Origin of the sequence: Vibrio sp. 10N.222.55.C6 (assembly GCF_041473395.1) — a bacterium.
GTDB classification, from domain to species: domain Bacteria; phylum Pseudomonadota; class Gammaproteobacteria; order Enterobacterales; family Vibrionaceae; genus Vibrio; species Vibrio crassostreae_C.
The window spans coordinates 71476-88951 of record NZ_JBFRSD010000013.1 but is presented as its reverse complement, the minus strand read 5'-3'; the positions used below and the strand labels follow the sequence as shown (position 1 = coordinate 88951).

Sequence of the window (17476 nt, the reverse complement as noted above, 5' to 3'; positions counted from 1 at the left end):
GTTTTTACAAATATCGTTTTAACCATAACTTATATCAAAATAGTAATATCCAAGTAATCTGCGACCCGTCATTGCCAAGGTATTAACGCCTTAAACTTCATTTTCTCACTATCAGCCGTTCCCGTGAAACCGACATATTGAGCTGGCATTGCCGGGCTAAGCCAACGACCAAAGTCCTGAATCTCTCTCACCTTAAGACCTTGTTTCGACAACTCTTGTGCAGCACCAACACGAATCGAATTTCCAGAGAAATGGTGATTTTCTGGCAGTTGAAGTAAGTCGCTAGCTCTTCTCAATATCCTATAGATGGACGAATCATCTAAAGGCTGCAAACCAATATTCTCATGCTTGTCTATCGCACGAAATACTGGCAAGTCATCTTGTATACCAGTAAACGAAAGCCAACGTTGAAGTGCAACACTGGCTATTTGTGACAACTGATAAGCCGAATCTTTGACTGTTACTTGGTAATGATCTTCAACGTACTCAACATCACTCATCGATAACAACTTAAGCTCTGAGCGCTTTAAAGCACACTCGAACATCACGTTATAAATAGCAATGTCTCTGATCTCTTTCAGGTTTGCTTTCTCATGGGAGAGTAACGTATTCAAATCAGTGAGATGCACAGATGTCATAGCATTGGTTTGTTTAGCGTCACCGGCCATTTGAGATTGTAAGTGGAGTAGGGTAAAGCGAACTTGCCTGTGCTTGATCGGGTTAGCAAAGCTCAACACAGTATGTAACATGCTAAGCGTTGCAGTGTAACGTTTTAGCGATGCGTATTTTCTATCGTTAGACTCCGTTTCAAGAAAACGACGAACAGCGGTTATAGATGCGGGAAGTGTGTTAATACGATGTTTGGTACAGAACGCATGATAGCGATTCCAATCACTGTAAATGCCCAACAGTGAATTGCGAGAGTATTGAAATCCTGTCAACTCATCTATAATTTCTATTGTCGCGTTGCTGTTTAATTTTTCAACAAATGAATTAATTATCACAGAGTCAGTTAAAATAGGGACTTTTTTTCTCAAATTACCATACCTCGACAGGTGTTTTTACCATATTATGCTTGATATCATTATTAGTATACTTATGATTAATGCAGTGAAAACAGAAAGATGATTAATAGATATGGCTAATTCAATTTACCGAAGCGTCCATCTTCAATCGATAGATGCTAACAACACAGTTTGGCGTGCTAAGTTAAAAAACAACGTTATTCAGGGCAACCTAGCTGCCGTGAAAAAGAGTATTGATTGGTGGATTGATACCGCATCTATTATTGATCCAAAAGAATTCATGTCATTAAATAAGTCGAGAGGAACTGGTGGCTCGACTGAAAACTTCAACGGCTACCAAATCAAGAATGACACCGGTGAGCCTAATGCGTGGTATTGCATGTTTAACGGTCGCTTAATCAAAGGCGGCAAGGTTGCAATCCAACGCCATATAGAAGCTTACTTACTCGCAAAACAAAAAGCAGAGCAACAAAAGAAGTAAATTATGAGCCTAGTATATTCAACAGAAACAGGTCGCATTAAGCCTGAAGAAGAGAAAGTCCAACGTCCTAAAGGCGATGGTATCGTTCGAATCCAAAAAGAAACCAAAGGCCGTAAAGGCAAAGGCGTTTCTGTCGTAACTGGCTTAGACCTAGATGACGCACCATTAAAACTAATGGCAGCAGAACTCAAGAAAGTTTGCGGCTGCGGTGGCTCAGTAAAAGATGGCAACATCGAAATTCAAGGTGACGCGCGCGACAAGATCAAAGCGCACCTTGAAAAGAAAGGCTACAAAGTTAAATTTTCTGGCGGTTAATCTCTAACTAATACCAGGGTTAAAATCGAAGATTATTATCACTGGTTATTAGGTATTTTATGGTAAATAGCCAGTTTGGTTAAATACACAGTATAAATTAGAGAATATCGGCACAATACAAAGGCAGGGCATCACACAAAGATACCTGCCTTATAAACATCAAAATCAATTTAACATAACGTACATAATACGCAGTTAATAACACGTGTAGTTAATTCTAAAGGTAGTATTCTCATCTTTTGTCCTTAAAATCCTTGTTCCAACTGACTCTCACGCTTCTTGCGCCGTTCAGAGTTTTCTTATCGCATTTGAAATCTAATAATTATATGTACGGCCAGCGTCTACACAATTCAATCTTCATTCAGAAAATCTAATTGACGCGAAACTTTGTCCGTCTGGTTTAACTTATATGCCACTTCTCTGTTTGCACTAACGGTTCGCTGCGCTGTGTGCAATTCTTGTAAGCATTGCTGTTGTTTCTATTCCAGATTTCACACACGCGACCAATGTTTCTTATCAACTGCACATGCTTAGCTCTCGTTTAAATCCATCAACTAATAAAGTTCGTGTGTCTTATGTAGACCCGCACACAGATTTTTCAAACCTTCTTAACGATTCTCTCTAGAGTTAGTACTTTGTGTTCAGTTTGCATAGATTCATTACACTTATTGCTGGTACACAACACCGATACTTGGGAGATCCATAATCACGGTTTGCCCTGAAATTACGTTCAATTGGACTTAGGTAGCTTTGGTAATAAACCTAAGAGTTACTTTAAACCCATTGCGCTTAGTTTTTCTTTACTTGTTTTCTCTAACTGATATGCCTGCTTTGAAGTCGCAATGGTGTTACCGCCTGAGATTAGAAAGCTTATAATGTTTATCGACACATGTAATCAATAAGTAAAGTGACACTGTAGCTAGCTGTACAGGTAAAGCTTGGTCCTATGGAACACAAAATAAAGAACCCAAATAACAACTGTATATTTACACAGTTAAATTATTATCCCCTTAAAAACGTTACCTTTCGTATAAATACCGAACAAAAACAACGCTATTTAGGCATATATCTGTCGCTGGGCGCGTATTTTTGCCTAGCAATCACGCTAGTGTCGTTGATCTCTTTTAATACGCTCATGGATAAGAACTACATCATCACACCTGACAGATAGCCTACGCGCGTAAATACGGACAGAGACCACGATGGTGGCACCGTAGGCTCATTACATAAGTCAGAAGATGGAATTGAGTTACAGTGTGACTTTGAACAAACCTATAGCTTACCCTTCTGTGAAATTGAGTTCGTTATATCGACCCAAAATAAAGGGCTCGATCTCTCAACGTTCGATTCGGTAACCATCAATATAGAATATGAAGGTCAAGAGGAGCCAAGGTTTCGATTCTACATACGTAACCACGACGACAACTACAGCGCTCAAAGCGACCCTATTTCTAACAAGTTCTATCGCTTAATAGAAAACACATCAATTTAGCATTCTCAAATTGATACGCGCCGCATTCCTTAATCGACTTCTACACAACACCTTACGCCTCGTAAGCTTTTTAAATACTTATTCTGTAAAGCACATATGTGGCAACGAAGCTTGCTCTAAGCGGTGGTAAGCCATTCGCGATATCGGTTTTGAACATTACCGCTGTGGATTGTCTCACTCTGTTCTTCGATGAAATCATCATTTGTCTGCTTCTGAACATTCATGGATTCTCATCCGTTCAAAATACAAGTCACAACGTCACTAGCCGTAAAAACACCATATATTTAGCCGCTTAGATGCGGTGACACAAATACTGACACCTAAAGTGGCGATTGTTCCACTTTCAGAACTTACTGTAATTTAATTACAACCCAAAGCCAATAAATGCCTGAAAAGTGGATCACTCCGACATAACTTACTGAATAAAAGGAATTTAATGGTTTTGGATAGGTCGGGAATTCAGGGTAGCTAAAGAGTTGGTATGTACGAGATAATATACTAGAGGGTAATATATTTAGTTATAGTGCACTAAGAGTTAAAAAAGAAGGGCTGATGCCCTACTCTTCTTTATTACTCATTTCTTCACGAATTTGCTCAGCAACGATTTTAATCGCTTGTGCGGTGCTGATGCCCTGAGTCATCATTTCTTGAATTCGTTCAACAGCTTTCTGTTGTTCTTCGTGAGAAAGGGTTGGTAAGTCGTTTAGCATGCTCTGCTCCTTTATTTAGGAGCAGAACTATATAAGGACTGTTAGTAACTAGCAAGGAAATTGATGGATGCACCCATTGCATTTTCATTCGTGTAGTTAGCACTTAGATCTAGCTGAAACAAGTTCAATGGCGAGATACCAACACCAGCTGTCACTGTTCCTTCTGAATCAGAGTAAGCTAGGTTCTTGTAATACCCTCCCCTTAGCTTAAGCTGACGTAACAGGTCGACTTCAGTACCAACACGAATCATCTGTTCGTTGTCTTCGAACGAAGTAAACTTCTCTGCTTCATTCAAATCATAATCAACACTCAACGTAAAGTAATCAGAAACGATCCCCGCACCAACAGTGTAGACAGGCCCCAGGTTATAAGAATGACTCGATGTTACTGTTCTTGTAGCCCCTGTGCTGCTTGTTAGCTGTTGGCTAACGGATTTAGTTTCAATCTCACGGTCTATAATATTCGTTGCAGAAAAACCCACTCTAAATGGGCCGTAAAACCAAAGCGCACCTGCATCAATATTAAATGTAGTTTCCGCGGTGTCGTTTTCTCGAACATCACTTAGATCGTAGTTTTGTGCCGAGGCAATGTAGTTATACGTATAGATTCTTTGGAGTTTTGGAGAAATACCAAACGACAAATGTTGTCCCATGAACGTTTGATATTTTGCTAATGATATACCAGCTTCCATAATGCCAATAGAAACAGCTTTAACAGCAGTTAACTCAGCATTAACCAAGTCACTATTAGCAGCGTCACTAGATGTATCAGGGGTTACAAATGATTCAGTGTATGCTTTTGCAAATACGTTTGCTGCAATATACTGATTTGGTAGAGCGAATGCTACAACACCACCTAAATCAACATTCAGGCTATCACCATTAAGAGCATCTAGATCAGAACCAGTCACAGTACCTGACTCAATGCTGTCAACTAAATTATCGATATCATCAACTAAGTTATTAGGGTCATTATAATTACCGCCAAAACTTGGCGTGATCATTCCCATGTCATCATTACGACGATAAATCGCAACAAGTGCTGGGTTATAGAATGGAGCAGTTAGGAAGTTTGCTGAAACAACACCAACACCACCCATCGCATCACCACGCGCTTCAATGGCGTAGTTTGCTGCTGAAAGAGGAAGACTGGCGAATGCAATTGATGCTGCGAGTAGTTTTGTGGTTTTTTTCATGCCGTTTATCTTTGTTAGATCCCTTACATAGTTAACGGCTCAATTCTAAATTACTTTAACTCTTCTTCGCTAGAAATATCATAAGTTTTACTGATAGTTTGTGCTTGTTCTATCGCTATGTCACCTTGCCAGCGTGAATGCACCATTGAAACCGCCAAAACGTAGCGATCATTGGGAAGTTCTTCGCCAGTTAGGTTCATTGGATAATCAGATTCATAGCTCTTGCCCCACACCTGCTCATAGTGTTCATCGATGTAATCGTACAAACCAATTTCGAGCTTAGGAAGCGGACAATAAGGGTTCAGCAGTTCTTTTTTATCGATGCGCCACGTGTCTTTTGATGCCCAACGAACTTGCTGACGAAAAGCAACGTCACCAAGAATAATCCAAGTACTCCATGAATTACCGCCATCGCCTTTCACACTTAAACGATACAGGCCTGACTCAAGTTGAGATGCTAAATTGTAACGCTTGCGGTATAGGCTCACCGATGCGTTGTTTACCACTTCACTGTCTTTGGTTAGCTCACTGTCCGATGAAACAATCTTATCGACCCATTTCTCGAAGGTAATATCTTGAATGTTGTTTTCGGATTCAACATCAATCGATACGCGAAAAGTATCTCGGCCAGGGCTTTGAATGATGTGTCTTTTAACGACGACTGAACTGATCCAATCTGGGAGTGTTTTTCTGGTGAGGGTTTTACCACAATCTTTGTTCAATGCTTGATCGAACAGCTCATTGAGGTGATCTTCTCGTGATTGAGAAGAGTTGATTTGCCAAACTTCCACTAGTGAATCAAACATCTGAGGTAAGTCATTATCCAACAGGTGTTTATGAACTTGAGTTAGAGTATCACTACTCTTAAACCAATCCGCAGCTTGCGCGGTATTCACCACGCAAGACAACATTAATAGTGGAAGTAAGGCTTTTTTCATTACGCTTTCATCTTGTAACCAACGCCACGCAGCGTTTCGATTTCTAGACCCGGCAGTTTCTGTCTTAGTTGCAGAACGTGCGTGTCTACCGTACGTGTTGTTGGGAAATGGTTGTAACCCCATACATGGTCAAGCAGCTCATCACGAGTGAATACACGGCCAAGGTTGCTTGCCAAAAATAGCAGTAGGTCAAACTCAGTACGCGTTAGGGTGACTTCCAGTTCATTGAAAAACACTTCACGTGTCGCTTTATCGATAACTAGATTTTGAGCCATCACTTTTGATGCATCTTGATCTTCAGCATCAGGCAGGCGTAACTGCGCGCGAATTCGAGCAAACAATTCAGCTTCAGCGAAAGGCTTAGTTAGATAGTCGTTTGCACCTGAGTCTAGGCCCGCAACTTTGTCTTTTACTGTGACGAGAGCCGTTAGCAAAATAACTGGGATGTCTTTCTTTTTCTTCCAACCTGGAAGTGAATCTACTGAGTCACCATCAGGAAGTTGACGGTCTAGAATCACTAGGTCCGCTTGTTCCCAGTAGCCTTCAACTTCAGAGATCAGTTCTGCATGCAAACATTCATATCCAGCTTGCTCAAGGCTAACTAATAAACCGTCAGCTAAATTTTTATCATCTTCAACGAGAAGCAATGTCTGTTTCACAAGGTATCTCCAAAATAAATGTTGTTGGGGGGCCGATAAGCGTCATGTGACCGCCCATTTTTCCGACCATAGATTCCACTATCGTCAGACCTAAACCGAGTCCACTCTTACTTACGAATGGCTTTCTTAGTTGCCCCCAATCTTTGCGAGACAAGTCTCCATTATCTATAACTTTGAATGTCAGCTTCTTGTCAGAAGTATTCAGTTCTAGAATTACTGGAGCCACACCGTATTTCACGGCATTTCTGATTAGGTTATCGATGCACGTTCCCAACCAATATACGTTCACTTTTGCAGCTATATCTTTGTTTACACGGAGTTCAATCCCCGGCGCAAAGTCTTCTTCAACTTTGTATTGGAGCCACTCTTCAACACTTGGCACCCACTCTGTTGCGAGCGGTTGATTATCTGATTGCAGGTAATCTTTACTTGCTTCCGCCAACTGTCTTAAACGGCGTGTATCTTCACACAGCCTACGGAACTCATCATATACCGATTCTGGTAAGTGTTCGAACTCACGCCTGAACCCTTCCACCGTCAATGACAAACTCGCAATCGGCGTTCTTAATTCGTGCGTTAGGATTTGAAGAACCAGCATGCGACTCTTCATCTCTTGTTTCTTGCTGTTCCAGCGGTAAATCGCCCAACCTAAGACAAGCATGATGTTGGCAATAACCAAGATAAACATGGCGACTTGCAGAAGCTCTGAATGATCTTCTATTTCCCAACACACATTACCACGCTGGACAAAACAGCTTTTACCTTCTGAAGACAAGCTAAACGATAACCCAGCAAGCGTGGCATTTTCGTTCCAGACTGATTTTTTATACAGGTAATATCTGTAGCCGCGTTTTACCCACATCTCATCAAGCTCAACAAACATACTCGCACCCGCTAACAGCGCGGTGATTGCTTCGCTATCCATTTGTTGCAAGCGAGACAGTAGTTCATCGTGTTCGGTGTTTGGTCGCTCTTGAATATGCATAAAGCGCTTCAGAGAGTCGAATTTTTCTGGGTACTTCTCAACGTATCGTGCCGCATAAGAACCGCCGCCAGGGTGAATCAAACCACTACGGCTAAACCAACGGTCAGAAAGCTTGGTGCCTTTACACATTGCACGAGTAAAAACTAAAGGCTCAGTAATCAAAGGGCTTAACGGCAGTTTACCACTACAGGTTTTTGATAACTGGTACAAGCGCTGAATGTCTTTTAACGGGTACTCTGCTGTTTGTGGCAGCATAGAAGACGGCATGATCAAACGTGTTGGATAATCAGCCTGTAGCACTCGAATATCGTAAGATTCGATTGCCGTTTCATGATCAAAGAGTTTGGTGAAATTATCGATACGCTCAGGTAAAGAGTCAGCAAATGCGTTTGCAGACACAGACAACGTAGCGATAAGAAGAGTAAATGTTCTTTTGATGATCACAAACCAACGCAAATTCATATAGATCAACCAAATATATACCATTCGCTATCAAAGATAAATTTTTAACCGCATGAAAAACATTGAGAATGGCGAGCTACAGAGATAAAGGCCAATATATTACGGCCACATTGTACATACGTACTAGTAGGCTGATTGGCAAGCCAAACCTCAATTGCGACAAGTTTTGCATCAGGCTTCGTCAACTTCGTATCAACTGAGATCACACATAGAGTCGCTTTCGTAAGATAAAAAAAGGAGCTCAAATGAGCTCCTTATCGAGTTGTTACAGATTGTTTAGAGGTGATCTTTATAGATGTTCTAAGATACTTAGACAACTCTTTTTAGCGTCACCAAAAACAATGTATACTCACGCACTTTTTAAAAACAGTGGGTTTATATGGCTCTTATACCCTATGCTCGTGTATCTAGTGGAAAGCAGATAGACGGTCTAAGTTTATCTCTTCAAAACGATAACGTATTACTCGAACAACTTGCGCTACAGTACAGCACGACGCTCTCTCACCTATTCTATCAGGATGCTGGTGTATCATCATACAAGGGTAAAAACGCAGCTGTGGGTGAGCTATCTCGTTTACTAACTGGCATCGAGAATGGTCTTATCTCTAGCGGTGACATCATCGTTATGCGAGCGTTAGACCGTCTATCTAGACAGAACCTAACGGCAAGTGAAGTGCTATACAACCGCATTATCTCCGCTGGTGTAATGATACACACCACAATAGACAACCATCTTTACAAGATGGATGATCCTATGTCTTCAATCCTTGCTACCTTGGCACTAAAGACCGCTAATGAAGAATCCGCAAAGAAAAGTCACTTAACCAACCGCTATGCATCACACCGTATCCAACAAGCTAAAGACGATCAAAAACTCGATGGTAATAGCTTTGATGTTGGTATCGGTCGCCATCCATTCTGGATCACTATAGATAAACCAACCAAAACCGTTAGACAGCATCCAATAAACTGGGATCACGCTAAACACATGATCACTCTTGCGCTTGACGGGTACGGTGTATCTACGGTCATGCGATATGCACACTCTGTAGGTCTAGAATTGTCCTATTCCGCATGTGCAAAGATGTTTAACACCCGTGCTGTGTATGGTGTTCTAGAGATAACACATCAACGTGAAGATCATGTATTGACAGATTACTACCCTGCTCTTTGCAGTGAATCTGAGTATTACCAGATAAGAGCTATAAAGGATGCACAAACAAAAGTATCAAACAACCAGCGTAAACAGGTTTCTATCCTATCAGGGATTCAAAAACTGTATTGCGGCTGTTGTGGTTCAGTTCTGTCCATCGCTCGGAATGTTACTCAAAAAACTGAGTACTACCGATGTGCTAACCGTCTAGTTAAATGCTACCCGTACATCAAACAGGAATACCTAGATCGAATTGTAATGACCGCAATTGGTGAAAAGTTGCTATCTAGTCAATTGATGGATAACGGACATGACAAAACGTTACAAGGGATTGAATTAGAACTAGAAACAAAGGTCATGGAATACCAAAAACAACAAACGTTTTTATTTGATAATCTAGACCTCTTCGACGATACGATGAAAAGCCTGTTAGCTGCTAAAAAGCAATCTATAGCGGAACTAGAGTCAAAGATCGAACAACTGAAACTAGAAAATGCTAAAACTAATGCAATACATAACATTGACTTAAGTCAATACCAGTACGCACTAGATTTATACCACCAGCATATAGATTGTTTAGAGCGTTATATTCAAGGTGACAATGAGCTGAAGTCAGAAATACGACACATAGTTTCTACTCTAGTGGATCGAATTACCGTAGATTCTAGATACATGATTCGTATCCAGTTTAAAGATAGTTCAACAAGCTATTACATGTTGCTTCGTAGACGGGATAATAAAAAAGTCCACCAGCGTCATTACGCTCGAATACAAATAATTCCTGACAGCGACTATAGAGAACTGAAGAAGGTTTACCCTGAACTTCTCAGTGTCACATCAACTAAAACTCTAATAGCGTCACATACTGCGTATCTTGAAGATGTGGTCAACCCAATACCTCTTGGAAACGTCTATATTAAACCTGATTGTAAACAAGAAACATTTTTTGATTTACTGACTGATGATGTATACGAATGGAAACGATCTGCCATGATGAATGCTGGTGCTACCACCACCCAATGGCAAGCCTACAAAGATGTCGATGTATCACTATACGGTTGGACTAAAGTTGAAGTTGAACTAACCACAAAATACTACACAAAAAGGCATACTGTACTAGTGCACAGGAACAAGGATCTAAATTTAGCTTCAGCGTCTATAATGCTTGGAGTATCTAGAATAAAAATCAAATAAAAAAGGCTGTCATTAGACAGCCTTTTTCACATGCAACTGGAGCTAGGAACAAGATCAGGTTCGGTGATATTGCTTTAGTATTTTAACCCAAGTAACTAGGCCCCTTGCTCTTCTCTTAATTGTACCTCTATGAAGCCCTTTAACACATTCACGGATAAAAGCTTCTGCTGTATTTTCATCTAAATCACATAGGTTTTTCACTTGAGCCCATTTCATCCAAGCCCAACCAAAATCACTAGATTCAAATCTAAGTGCAAGATATTCATACTTTGATTCTTCGCACTCTCTTTGTAATAAAAACTCACCAGCAGAAGTTAGTGTCAAGTTTTTATTAAGTAATCCTAAACACTGTGCAGCATGTGTGTAATACGAGACTTGTCTCCTTGTAGTCAAGCCTTCCAACTGTTCGTGAGTCAGTTGGCTTCTATCTGATAGTAAATGTACAACTTCAATAATACGCTCTAACTTGTTAGCTTGAGGAACCTTATTCGAATCAATAATTATGAGTGTCATTTCTTGTAATTTTTTAATTACAGGCAGTAACTTACTTGAAGAAAGTACCAGTGGCTCCTCTAAGAATTCAGATGTTTTAGGTTTCATAGTCAACTCTAAACTATGAAGCTCGACTATATCCAATAAGTTCTTCAGTCGATAAGGATCTAACTCAATCTTCTCTAACTGTTCTTCTATTGTATTAACATCTGACAGAAGCGACCCCAGTAGTGATATTGCAACATTGGCACGTTCTTTATCACTAGCACCAAGTTTCACATCAAAAGAGCCATAACTTGCTGTTAATGGAAATAATGCAGGCTCTCTTCTGGAACCGTCTTTCATCAAATCTTTTACAATATCTCCAAATGCATCCAATATCTTTGAAATGACAGAGTCTGTAGGAGTATTTGTTTTACCGTTGTTTTTAGCAATCCTTAAGTTGAAATCCCATCTTGATTCAGGAGCGATAGATTGTATTTCCTCAGAGTCAAACGTGAAGCACTCAGGTGGAAAGTTAACTGAATTAGAATTTCTCTCATCTATAGAATCAAAATTTGTCTTCTGCTCTGCATAAACCGTCATCACTTTTAAACGCTTTGAGTTTAAAAAGACACTATGAACCGATTTTTCATGACGAAGTAATTCATCTAGTCCCGAGTGTGAAATAGGTAAATAAAGCCACTTTGTACAAGCTCCTTCATCATAATCACCGCTCCAATAAACTAGATAGAGGTGTTCTAATTCATCTTTAACCGAAAAACATTTTGGTCCGAAAAAATCATCATAGATTTCGAAAAACCGCAAACGTCCTAGCTCTGTATCAGTCGGTAAAACTTTCATGATTCTTCCACCTCATTAATAAAGTGCTTATGAGGCTCTGCTCCTACTTGTTTCCACAGTGTAACGTGACCATCTCGTGCTTGAACTTTAGGTATTACACCGAATTCAGGAATGAGAACACCTGATACAATTTTTTTAAGACCAAACTGTTCTTTAGCTGGGTACTTAGCCTTAACATACTTAGCAGCTTCAACAGTAGACCAAAATGAAACACCATACGACTGAAGACGTTTTTTCTCTGTATTGTATGTGTATTCTGGCTTCTCATCACGATGACGCTTAAAGTCACTGTCCTTAGGAGGTACGCAATCAACTAAACGACATACTTCCCCACTTGCCGATACTACATCTTGATTTTCTTGCAGACGTTTAGGAAAGTCTACGGGCCATTGATACATAATTTGATTATCGTTCATTGAGAATTCTTTACTTACTAACCTCTTACAGTGAAGAGGAATCCAACATTACGCTAAGCAAATGATATCATATTTGGTATAATCAGTTACAAATCAAACTTCTACATATGAGCGTATCGCTCACATTTATCTACGATAAGGTCTAAATTTTGAGCGAACCTACTGACAACTCTAGCAAACAACCTTCGTACGCATTCGTTGTTCCTATCTATATTTTTATTTACACCATAGCTGCAATTTGGTTGCTCATTGGTGGTTGGGTTAACAATTTTTCTGTAATCTCAGGTCTGTGGGGGACAAACATAACATTACCACCTCACGTACAAAGTTTGTTCTTTACAATGATTGGGGCTTTGTTAGGTTGCTCAATTTTAGGCATAACATCATTTCATCGCTATGTTGCTATCGAAAAGAGTTTTGACAGAGACCATCTTTGGGGATTTTTATTAGCTCCACTACTTGCTGTTGTTGTTGGGCTATTAATCTTTGCATTGTTACAAAGTGGTCTAGTTGTACTAACAAATCAAGCTACTTCTTCAACTTTAAATACACCATCAGTGACTGCAACATTTGGCTATTTAGCTATCGGTGGCGTTGCAGGCTATAACTGGGATGTATTCGTAAAAAAACTCCAAGAATTATCTGCTAATGTTATGAATACTGGGAAAAATTCAGAGAAAACTGAAACACCTACGGATGGATCAGCGTCTACGACTTCAACAAACACAGATATTGCAAAGGTAGAGGCCAAACCACTAAGTTCTTAAACTTTTCAAAGTGTAGCACATTTCACGAATACTGTATTAATATACAGTTAAATTTGTAAGGCAGTATTAGCAGGGAGGTATTTCACCATCTCTCTGCGTTCCAAAGCTTGTGAACTATGAATAACTAATGCGAATCAAGTTCTTTATAAAACCAATGGTTAGAAGCTCAGATAACCCAACATCAAGGCTCACTCTAGTCCCTTTTCGTGTCATTGCAGTAAAGCTAAAACGCTTAAGGTTCTCATGACCACTTACCTTATCAGGTTCAATGATATCCAAATCAACTTCATTGAATATATTTTGAATATCAGTCAAGCTTGCTTCAGCTATCAGCTTATCTAGTGCTTCGTCTTTCATAAATGTTTTGAATGTCTTCATAGGTTGTAATTCTCCGATTTCTTTTAACTTATCTTTATCTTGCTTAATCAAATCTACGAACTCATTTGGTTCGTATGTCTTAAAATTTCTTTTTGGAAATATCACTATTGCATCATCCAACTTCGGTCTTGATTGTATAAACTATAACGGTCTTCATCCGTTTCTAAGCCGTGATATTCTCTAGCGTATAGATCGAATGCTTCTTCATTCCACTCTTCATAGCTCGTGTCATTCGAATCTTCCCACCACTTCCCTTTGGTGTAATACCCATCACAATCATCGAATCGAGCACAGCTTTGTCTAAATTCATGCTGTTTTGGATGGACAAACATTTCAATTGCATCAATGGATTCCATTCCTTGCTGTTGGAACCCTACTTTTTTCTTAATCTTGCTTATAAAGCCCATAATTTATCCTCTAAAATTCATTAACTGGTTAAATTGAGTCGCAACTTCGTAAATGCTTGGTGCGTGACCATCTTGATAACCGTGATAGTAATCTTCACCCCACCCACCATTTTTAATGACAATAGGGATATCTAGATCATCAGGTTCATACACTTCTAGGTGTGACGTGTCTTCCATCCACACAGAATGGAATAACTGATCGTTTAGACCTATTGAATGCATCATGACGCTCATCACGTAGTCATCATGTCCATCACTTGCTCGATAGACCTGTTTTTTTATATCGAAACAGAAACGCATCAACTCTCTGAACAAATCAGGTGAGTTAATAACCATTTCTTGTTCTTCAAATAGATTTTTGATTAAGTTGCAGCCATGTTTACGGTCTGCTTTGACTAACTTAATTCCTTGATAACTCGCACCTTGCTTTACATAGATGTTGCGATAACTCTCGTTAGTTTCTAGGTATTTGATAACTTCCCCTCCAGCAGGAATGTTGACTTCAACGAATACAAACGCATTGTTATAGTGCTTGGCTAAGGTTCCTGCTATCTCTGCGGTTTCGCTTGGGTAAACACTTGGATCCGAGAATGTAGCGACCAATTCAACTGGGGTAACAGATTGGTCAATGACAGTTATAACCGTTGAGTCAATCCCTACGTTCTCCGCAGGATCAATTCCTATGGTGTAACGGTGACCAATCACTGGGTAAGAGTATTCTTTGAACTTGACAAGCTGACCTGACTTTAGGGTCACGCCGTTTTGTTCTGGTTTATCTTGAATTATTGCGTTATCAAAAACATAACTATCAACTATGCACTGATTGCTTGTTAGGAAAGATGTTTCGTGTTCTTGTTCAAACGCAATACGTCCGATGGTCGCAATTTCATTCGTTTTAAAGTGCTCGCCAAAATCCAGCAAACCAGATTCGTCTGAGTACAGTCTGTCTTGGTTTATTCTCCAATCACCTTGGAACGTCTTAAAACTGTTCACGCCTGCAAGTGCGTTATCCCATAATTGTTTGAAAACATTGTCGCCATTGGGTGTAGAACAAACTATGATTGAGCTTCGTTTTCCTGAACTAACAACAGGTCTAATCGCTTTGTTCCAAGTGGTTTCTAGATCTTCAAAGTGGGCGAACTCGTCAACGAATACTTTTGCGTAACTATCACCACGAAGTGCATTCTTACCTCCCTGTCTGGCTACAATCTTTGCACCATGAGCAAAGTGCATGACTTCATCCGTTAGCTTTGTTGGTGACGGTTGCAACCAATCGGGTAACATCTCCAACGCTTCTTTCGTTCGGTCAAAGATTTCGAGTGCTGATGCTTTTGTGAAACTTACGATTGCTGCGGGTTTGTCGTTGAAGCAAATGAAGTGTGCTAGATGGATTGCAGCAAGCGTGGACTTACCCAATTGACGACTTAACATGATGATCGAATTTCGGTTCGAGTCTAAATGTTTAAGTAAATCAACCTGATAATTTCGAATTGGTACAACAATCTGACCGTGGTCGATGTTAGTAATAGAGCAATACTTAGCAAAATGTAGAATGTCATCCCTACACTTGACGTACTCTTCTAAATGACGTTGTGTGTAAAGTGCTCTGGAATCTTCACCACGGAATACCCTTGATAAAGAATGACGTTTACCGAATTGACCATCTTCATCTTTACACCATAGGGACAAAGGATCGGTGTTAAAAATCGCTTTCTTAATCTCTTTCCATTCTTCGAACTCTTCAAATGTTGGTGGTAGTTCGTCGTCAGTAAGAAACTCCATCTTTCTAGGCTTGAACTCGAACTGAGGATTTAACATCATCAGTTCTTTGTGGTTGAAGTACTTGTTACCGCCGCCAGCATCAACACCCAATGAATCCACGTCTACTTTGTGGGTGAATACTGATTTAATTGATTTAGGCATCGGATGACTCCAACGCTTTGAGGTTCGCTCTGATATAGCGAACCATTCGATCTGATATCTGGTACTTACGTGCTATGTCGCATGGACGAAAACCTTGTCTCAAATCTTCGTAGACCTCTTCATGATCTACGGTGCGTCTCATTGGTCGTGCTTTACTTCCCGCTGAGACTTTAATTCTTTTCTTCGCCATAAAATCCTCAATAAGTTTTAGTCGACTTCTTGAGTTATTTATGGGTTTTAGTTTCCGCTAATTTCCTTACATTTCCGAAGTTTTACCGTATGGAGAAAAGGGTTCGGACGTTTATTGAACGTCGTCGATTTAATGCATTCATTTATCACACTATCAATTGGGTATGCCCTATCGGGAACCTGAAAACAAATGATAGACCCCTATCACTTTGGTTATTTACATACCCATACGATAGGATTATCATTAGCCTTATCAAATTAGACCCAAACGATAGGATTTAGAAATGGCAATTCGTGTTTATCTTCGTGCATCAACTAAAGAGCAAAATGCAGAACGTGCAAAGGAAACGATGGTTAGCTTTTTGGGTGGTAAACACCTAAAAGCTGAACACTTCTATGTTGAAAATGAAAGTGGTGCAAAACTGGATCGACCTGTATTGATGCAGCTACTAGAAGACAGTACGAAAGGTGACACGATTCTAATCGAACAAGTTGATCGCCTATCACGTTTGACTAAAGAAGATTGGGAAACGCTTAAAGACGTTATCAAAGGTAAAGGCGTAAACATTGTTGCTGTTGATCTTCCAACTTCACACGCAGCGTTGACAGTTGCAGAGGGTGACGACATCACTCAAATCATCATGCAAGCAGTTAACAGCATGTTTCTGGATATGTTCGCAGCATTTGCACGTAAAGACTATGAAGACCGTAAACGTCGCCAAGCTGAAGGTATAGCAATTGCTAAAGCTGAGGGTATCTACAAAGGTCGCCCACAAAGTGAAAAGACAATTGCTAAATGCAAAGCTGCACTAAAGGACGTAGAGAAAGGGTTTACTAAAGAAAAGGCAGCAAAAGCAAACGGAGTTGGTGTTGCTACGCTTTACCGCTACATCAAAGAGAACAAGTAGCATAGAGAAAAGTTCTTCGCTCACTGACGAAAAGGATCTTTACGTTTAACTTTGAGCACAATCAAGAAGTACTAAAAATAATGAAGACACCCTTAATTATGAAGTTGTATCTATATAAAATTTAGTTGATTATATGTGTCACGTTTAATGTGTCCACTGTGGAATATATGACTGAGATAGAACAGATTTTAAAACATCAACTTGATACCAATTACTTTGATGATAAACAACCAGATTTTATTGAGGGCCTAGCTCAACGAGCTGTAGATAACACCTATGCATCTCTAAGTACCGCACAACAGCGAGTTTTAGAACCTCATTTGTCCCAAACTTGTGACGGCGTCACAGATCCAGGTGGGTATCATAACAATTGCTCTACAACTCTTGAGGCGGCAGAGCTAGCAGAGGCTTATGAGCAAGAATCTTATAGAGACGCACTCCTTTGCCAAAATTGTATTGATGAAACTGAAGAACATGAAGCTGCATGGGAACGCTTTAGTCGAGATTAGTTTCAACCTACTACAACTAAAGAAAATGGTGAAC

Annotated in this window: 18 protein-coding genes and 1 pseudogene; 7 read left to right on the top strand and 12 right to left on the bottom strand. The window is 39.9% G+C overall.

The window, feature by feature from the left end:
* Positions 1 to 68: 68 nt before the first annotated feature.
* Positions 69 to 1037, bottom strand: a complete 969-nt coding sequence (locus tag AB4486_RS11070) for a tyrosine-type recombinase/integrase (protein ID WP_017060094.1) — start codon at positions 1035 to 1037, stop codon at positions 69 to 71.
* Between the two features lie 100 nt (positions 1038 to 1137).
* Between AB4486_RS11070 and AB4486_RS11065 the strand changes: the two genes are divergently transcribed.
* The 3 genes and pseudogenes from AB4486_RS11065 to AB4486_RS11055 all read left to right on the top strand — a co-directional run.
* Positions 1138 to 1506: a DUF3319 domain-containing protein gene (locus tag AB4486_RS11065; protein ID WP_017060095.1), complete on the top strand. Its 369-nt coding sequence runs from the start codon at positions 1138 to 1140 to the stop codon at positions 1504 to 1506.
* A gap of 3 nt (positions 1507 to 1509) precedes the next feature.
* Positions 1510 to 1821 (top strand): stress response translation initiation inhibitor YciH, encoded by a 312-nt coding sequence (yciH, locus tag AB4486_RS11060; protein ID WP_050649524.1) that lies wholly within the window; start codon positions 1510 to 1512, stop codon positions 1819 to 1821.
* A gap of 1030 nt (positions 1822 to 2851) precedes the next feature.
* A pseudogene (locus AB4486_RS11055) lies at positions 2852 to 3292 on the top strand (GGDEF domain-containing protein); the annotation flags it as partial.
* A 578-nt stretch (positions 3293 to 3870) separates the two neighbouring features.
* Here the strand turns inward: AB4486_RS11055 and AB4486_RS11050 are convergent.
* The 5 genes from AB4486_RS11050 to vxrA are packed head-to-tail and all read right to left on the bottom strand — an operon-like array spanning position 3871 to position 8263.
* A complete protein-coding gene (locus tag AB4486_RS11050) occupies positions 3871 to 4023 on the bottom strand; it encodes a YoaH family protein (protein WP_004731009.1) in 153 nt (50 codons plus the stop codon).
* Between the two features lie 41 nt (positions 4024 to 4064).
* The gene (locus AB4486_RS11045; RefSeq protein ID WP_017069084.1) at positions 4065 to 5219 is read right to left on the bottom strand and encodes a conjugal transfer protein TraF; all 1155 of its coding nucleotides are present in this window, start codon (positions 5217 to 5219) and stop codon (positions 4065 to 4067) included.
* Positions 5220 to 5269: 50 nt separating this feature from the next.
* The gene (locus AB4486_RS11040) at positions 5270 to 6157 is read right to left on the bottom strand and encodes a DUF2861 family protein (protein WP_065584952.1); all 888 of its coding nucleotides are present in this window, start codon (positions 6155 to 6157) and stop codon (positions 5270 to 5272) included.
* A complete protein-coding gene (vxrB, locus tag AB4486_RS11035) occupies positions 6157 to 6816 on the bottom strand; it encodes a response regulator transcription factor VxrB (RefSeq protein WP_009845363.1) in 660 nt (219 codons plus the stop codon). The genes AB4486_RS11040 and vxrB overlap by 1 nt, the downstream gene beginning before the upstream one ends.
* Complete coding sequence (gene vxrA / locus AB4486_RS11030) at positions 6791 to 8263, bottom strand: sensor histidine kinase VxrA (protein ID WP_102428373.1); 1473 nt, start codon at positions 8261 to 8263, stop codon at positions 6791 to 6793. The genes vxrB and vxrA overlap by 26 nt, the downstream gene beginning before the upstream one ends.
* A gap of 379 nt (positions 8264 to 8642) precedes the next feature.
* Between vxrA and AB4486_RS11025 the strand changes: the two genes are divergently transcribed.
* Positions 8643 to 10610, top strand: a complete 1968-nt coding sequence (locus AB4486_RS11025; RefSeq protein WP_372117175.1) for a recombinase family protein — start codon at positions 8643 to 8645, stop codon at positions 10608 to 10610.
* 54 nt (positions 10611 to 10664) lie between these two features.
* On the opposite strand, the gene AB4486_RS11020 is transcribed toward AB4486_RS11025, so the two are convergent.
* Positions 10665 to 11945 carry a DUF6575 domain-containing protein gene (locus AB4486_RS11020; protein ID WP_372117173.1) on the bottom strand — a complete coding sequence of 427 codons (1281 nt, stop codon included), beginning with the start codon at positions 11943 to 11945 and terminating at the stop codon, positions 10665 to 10667.
* Positions 11942 to 12361: a hypothetical protein gene (locus AB4486_RS11015; RefSeq protein WP_372117171.1), complete on the bottom strand. Its 420-nt coding sequence runs from the start codon at positions 12359 to 12361 to the stop codon at positions 11942 to 11944. The genes AB4486_RS11020 and AB4486_RS11015 overlap by 4 nt, the downstream gene beginning before the upstream one ends.
* A gap of 149 nt (positions 12362 to 12510) precedes the next feature.
* On the opposite strand from AB4486_RS11015, the gene AB4486_RS11010 reads away from it, so the two are divergent.
* Positions 12511 to 13128, top strand: a complete 618-nt coding sequence (locus tag AB4486_RS11010) for a hypothetical protein (RefSeq protein WP_372117170.1) — start codon at positions 12511 to 12513, stop codon at positions 13126 to 13128.
* A 114-nt stretch (positions 13129 to 13242) separates the two neighbouring features.
* Here the strand turns inward: AB4486_RS11010 and AB4486_RS11005 are convergent, their stop codons facing one another.
* From AB4486_RS11005 to AB4486_RS10990, 4 genes are read right to left on the bottom strand one after another with little or no spacing between them, the layout of a single operon-like run.
* Positions 13243 to 13557, bottom strand: a complete 315-nt coding sequence (locus AB4486_RS11005) for a hypothetical protein (protein WP_372117168.1) — start codon at positions 13555 to 13557, stop codon at positions 13243 to 13245.
* Between the two features lie 53 nt (positions 13558 to 13610).
* The gene (locus AB4486_RS11000) at positions 13611 to 13913 is read right to left on the bottom strand and encodes a hypothetical protein (RefSeq protein WP_372117167.1); all 303 of its coding nucleotides are present in this window, start codon (positions 13911 to 13913) and stop codon (positions 13611 to 13613) included.
* Positions 13914 to 13916: 3 nt separating this feature from the next.
* A complete protein-coding gene (locus AB4486_RS10995; RefSeq protein ID WP_372117166.1) occupies positions 13917 to 15836 on the bottom strand; it encodes a terminase large subunit domain-containing protein in 1920 nt (639 codons plus the stop codon).
* Positions 15829 to 16026, bottom strand: coding sequence for a hypothetical protein (locus tag AB4486_RS10990; protein ID WP_215945742.1), 198 nt, complete (start codon positions 16024 to 16026; stop codon positions 15829 to 15831). The genes AB4486_RS10995 and AB4486_RS10990 overlap by 8 nt, the downstream gene beginning before the upstream one ends.
* Positions 16027 to 16309: 283 nt before the next feature.
* On the opposite strand from AB4486_RS10990, the gene AB4486_RS10985 reads away from it, so the two are divergent.
* On the top strand, positions 16310 to 16933 hold the full coding sequence (locus tag AB4486_RS10985; protein ID WP_372117165.1) for a recombinase family protein: 624 nt from the start codon (positions 16310 to 16312) through the stop codon (positions 16931 to 16933).
* Positions 16934 to 17091: 158 nt separating this feature from the next.
* Positions 17092 to 17442: a hypothetical protein gene (locus AB4486_RS10980; protein ID WP_372117163.1), complete on the top strand. Its 351-nt coding sequence runs from the start codon at positions 17092 to 17094 to the stop codon at positions 17440 to 17442.
* Positions 17443 to 17476: the final 34 nt, after the last annotated feature.

Bases quoted from the DNA above. Each gene is read 5' to 3' on its own strand.
- AB4486_RS11065 (WP_017060095.1), top strand. From the start codon at position 1,138: ATGGCTAATTCAATTTACCGAAGCGTCCATCTTCAATCGATAGATGCT.
- yciH (WP_050649524.1), top strand. From the start codon at position 1,510: ATGAGCCTAGTATATTCAACAGAAACAGGTCGCATTAAGCCTGAAGAA.
- AB4486_RS11050 (WP_004731009.1), bottom strand. From the start codon at position 4,023: ATGCTAAACGACTTACCAACCCTTTCTCACGAAGAACAACAGAAAGCT.
- AB4486_RS11045 (WP_017069084.1), bottom strand. From the start codon at position 5,219: ATGAAAAAAACCACAAAACTACTCGCAGCATCAATTGCATTCGCCAGT.
- AB4486_RS11040 (WP_065584952.1), bottom strand. From the start codon at position 6,157: ATGAAAAAAGCCTTACTTCCACTATTAATGTTGTCTTGCGTGGTGAAT.
- vxrA (WP_102428373.1), bottom strand. From the start codon at position 8,263: ATGAATTTGCGTTGGTTTGTGATCATCAAAAGAACATTTACTCTTCTT.
- AB4486_RS11025 (WP_372117175.1), top strand. From the start codon at position 8,643: ATGGCTCTTATACCCTATGCTCGTGTATCTAGTGGAAAGCAGATAGAC.
- AB4486_RS11020 (WP_372117173.1), bottom strand. From the start codon at position 11,945: ATGAAAGTTTTACCGACTGATACAGAGCTAGGACGTTTGCGGTTTTTC.
- AB4486_RS11015 (WP_372117171.1), bottom strand. From the start codon at position 12,361: ATGAACGATAATCAAATTATGTATCAATGGCCCGTAGACTTTCCTAAA.
- AB4486_RS11000 (WP_372117167.1), bottom strand. From the start codon at position 13,913: ATGGGCTTTATAAGCAAGATTAAGAAAAAAGTAGGGTTCCAACAGCAA.
- AB4486_RS10995 (WP_372117166.1), bottom strand. From the start codon at position 15,836: ATGCCTAAATCAATTAAATCAGTATTCACCCACAAAGTAGACGTGGAT.
- AB4486_RS10990 (WP_215945742.1), bottom strand. From the start codon at position 16,026: ATGGCGAAGAAAAGAATTAAAGTCTCAGCGGGAAGTAAAGCACGACCA.
- AB4486_RS10985 (WP_372117165.1), top strand. From the start codon at position 16,310: ATGGCAATTCGTGTTTATCTTCGTGCATCAACTAAAGAGCAAAATGCA.